Source organism: Streptomyces sp. NPDC048278, from assembly GCF_040652195.1.
Classification (GTDB): Bacteria; Actinomycetota; Actinomycetes; order Streptomycetales; family Streptomycetaceae; genus Streptomyces.
Map to the genome: position 1 here is coordinate 1 of NZ_JBEZLP010000083.1, position 3,483 is coordinate 3,483.

Genomic DNA, 3,483 nt, shown 5'->3' on the forward strand with positions numbered 1-3,483 from the left:
CCACCCGGAATTCTTTACCCGGATTTCCTTGTTCGGAGCCGTCCCTCTCCGCGGGCAGGAGGACGACGAGGGAGAGCTCCTCGTCCTGGGCGTCCCGAGGGCACACGTGTGCCCTCGACACATGCCGGCGCCATGGCACCCGCGTGCCCGTCACCCTCCCTTTCAGCCAAGGAACTTCGCCATGTCCCAGATCTCCGCTGCCTGCTGCCCGATCCTTCACGACGGCACGCAGTGGGCCGCCCGCCACATGCCGATGCTGGCGGCCACCATGCAGAGCCACGCGTCGGCGTTCGCCGGCCGCCGTATCGGCATCTGCCTGCACATCGAGCCCAAGACCGCCGTCCTCGTCGGCTACCTCGCACAGGCAGGCGCCGAGATCGTCCTCACCGGCTCCCCCGGCACTACCCAGGAGGACACCGCACAGGCGCTGCGCGACTACGGCATCACCGTCGTGGGCCACCGCTCCGACGGTCTCGCCCAGCATCGCGAGAACATCGCACGCGTCCTGGACGCGCAGCCCGACCTCATTCTCGACAACGGCGCCGACCTGATCGAGGGGGTTCTGGCAGGCGGCGGCCTGCCGGGCCTCACCGGCGCCACGGAGGAGACGACCACGGGCGGCCTGCGCATCCGCTCCTGGGAGAAGCAGCCGGACTTCCCCGTGATCGTCATCAACGACAGCCGCCTCAAGCTGCTGGTCGAGAACGAGTTCGGCGTCGGCCAGAGTGTTGTGCAGGGTTTCATGAACGCCACCAACCTCATGATCCCCGCCGCCCGTGCCACCGTCGTCGGCTACGGCCCCTGCGGACGGGGCGTCGCGGACACCCTCGCTCACCTCGGCGCCCGCGTCTCGGTGGCCGAGACCGACCCCTACCGCGCCCTGGAAGCCGTGATGGCCGGGCACCAGGTCGGCAGCCTCGTGGACCTGCTGCCCCGGACCCAGCTGCTCTTCCTGGCCACCGGGCACCCCGGTGTGATCGGCGCGGCGGAACTCGCCGCCCTGCGGGACGGAACCGTCATCGCCGGCGTCGGGCACATGCCCTGGGAACTGGACGCACACGCGCTGGCCGAGCACACTGCCTCCGTGCACCGCTCCGGCCCCAGCGGGCAGGAGCGTGCCGTGCACAAGCTGCACGACGGCCGCGAGATCATCGTTCTCACGGGCACCAAGATGATCAACCTGACCGCGGCCAAGGGCAATCCCATTCAGGCCATGGACCTCGGCTTGACCCTCCAGGCCTGCAGTCTCGCCGCCATCACCACCGGCCACGACCAGCCTCTCGCAACCGGCGTGCAGGCCGTGCCCGCCCCCATCGACCGCCGGGTCGCCACCGATCTGGTCGACGTGCTGAGCACTGTCTGAAGCACACAGCCTGATCTGCTCGCGCGGGGCTGTCCCGAGACAGCCCCGCGGAACGGGCAACCCGTCCCGTGAAGATCCACCATCCCGAAGTTGGGGCCTGGCACACCTTCCGCAATCGCGGGCAGGGTACGGCAATGAAGCTGCCCGCGCCGGACACCGGCCACTCGACCAGCCGGGGCGGGCGGTTCCCGATGACCGCCGACGGGACGTCTCCGACCTCCTTGACTGTGCCGCGCGCCGCCAGGGCAAGAGCGGGACCCTGTCGGCCAAGATATGCCCGACGAGTGCTCCACTGCCCGGAATGACGTATTTGAAGGATTTACTTCACTTATGTAGTATAGTGCTGAAAGTTCCGGGTGCAGGGGTTGCGCCCGAGCCAGGGCGACGGCGCGACCGTCCGGCGACAACCGCCAAAGCACTGACAAGCGAGCAGCGGCGGTGTCCGCCGGCGACGGACCCGACCGCCTCCCGAAGGACAGGGCTCCGACGCCCCGGGCCGACCATCAGGAGTAATGCGTACAGATGTCACCCAGTACCTGCATACGACGTCTCGCCGTCATGAATCCGTGTGACCGCCAGACGACACTGCGGCAGATAGTGGGGGCCCTGCGCCCGCAAATCAGCAGACCGACCGCCTTCCAGACCCTGGTCGACGTCATCAAGAGCCTGATCGCGACACTGGCCTCCTGGGAGATCACCGGGACATGGCATGACGGAACGCAGCGCTATACGGCCATTGCCATGACTTTGCTCATGGTCAACTCCGCAACCGTGTACGGATCGGTGACGCAGGCGGCGCGTCGATCACTCACACGAGTGGCAGGTGTGGCTGTGGCCGTCAGCGCCGCGCCACTGATGGGGTCCGCCCTCAGCGGGGCGGCAGGCGTGCTGATAGTTGCCGTGATCGCCGGTGGACGTCGAGCATCGAACGACTGGCTCCACGTGGCCACGACGGCACTGTTGACCCTTACTGCCGTGACAGCTGCCCCACTCGGGAACACCGTTGCATCGACCGCTCAGATACTGACCGGCGCAGCAGTGGGCATTGCCGTCAACGCCCTGGTTCTGCCTCCGGTGCACGCAGACGAATCCGATGCCGCAGTCCGAGAGCTGGCGCTCGCCATGGGGGCATTTCTGCGGCAGATGGGACGCGGCCTGCGCGAACACGAGCATGCCATGCATGCCCAGGACTGGCGAGAGAGAGGCCGTGATCTGGAGGACCGCCTTGCGGATGTGAACACGCGTCTCCTGCAGGCCCAGGAGAGCCTCCGCTGGAACACACGAGTCCTCCTGCATGAAGGACGACCCATCGGCGCGGGCGACGAGGCGTTCCAGGCCCTGCACGCAGTCGCGCTGCAGGTACGCGGCATCGCTTGGACATTGGTTCACAACGAACCTTATACACATGGGCAGTTGGGCCAGCAGTTCCTGGAACATTACGCCGGAACACTCGAATGCGCAGGTCGGGCGGTCGACGCCTTCGCCGCCCCCCAGCGGATGATCGACTCGGAGGGCGCCGGGCCTCATGAGCAGTTGCGCGAGGCCAGCAAGCGCGCCCGGGAGTGGCACGAGACGATGACCCGCCTCGTAGACGAGGGGGCGCTGGTCGAGCCCCGTTCATGGCATATCTACGGCTCGCTGATGACCTACCTGGAAGGACTCATCATCGATCTGGAGCACGCCTACAAAACAGGGAATCCGTCCATGGCCTGACACTCAGCCGTACGGGGCTGGCCGGCCGGCGCCGTCTGAGCCAAGCCGGATCGCGGTGGACGCCAGACGATCATGTCCGGTTCCCCGCCTTTGGTCTCTGGATCCTCCCGGCGACGAACCCCAGGGAGAAAGAGGCATCAAGGCCAGAGATCCCGTCCACCGCCCACCGGGCACTGCACCCGGTTCGAGCCGCCTGGCGGTTCCTTGTGTCGCGCTCGGTCGGAACACCCTCCTCGGCGGTCTCATCGAAGGCGATCCTCTGGCCTTGCAGAAACCGATTGGCCATCAGCAGAGCATGAGAGCCGACCGGCTCTGAGGGGCCTCGCGTTTCCCGGACAGGCTTCTGGCCGTTCATTTCACGCGGCGATTCGCAACTTCTCGTACTCGGCGTGGACTTCGCGCGGAGG

General features: G+C 67.2%; 2 protein-coding genes. Both read left to right on the forward strand.

Annotated elements, in window-relative coordinates:
- Positions 1-181: 181 nt before the first annotated feature.
- Positions 182-1,363, forward strand: coding sequence for an adenosylhomocysteinase (locus AB0D74_RS50315; RefSeq protein ID WP_362603415.1), 1,182 nt, complete (start codon positions 182-184; stop codon positions 1,361-1,363).
- Between the two features lie 522 nt (positions 1,364-1,885).
- Complete coding sequence (locus tag AB0D74_RS50320; RefSeq protein ID WP_362603417.1) at positions 1,886-3,076, forward strand: hypothetical protein; 1,191 nt, start codon at positions 1,886-1,888, stop codon at positions 3,074-3,076.
- Positions 3,077-3,483: the final 407 nt, after the last annotated feature.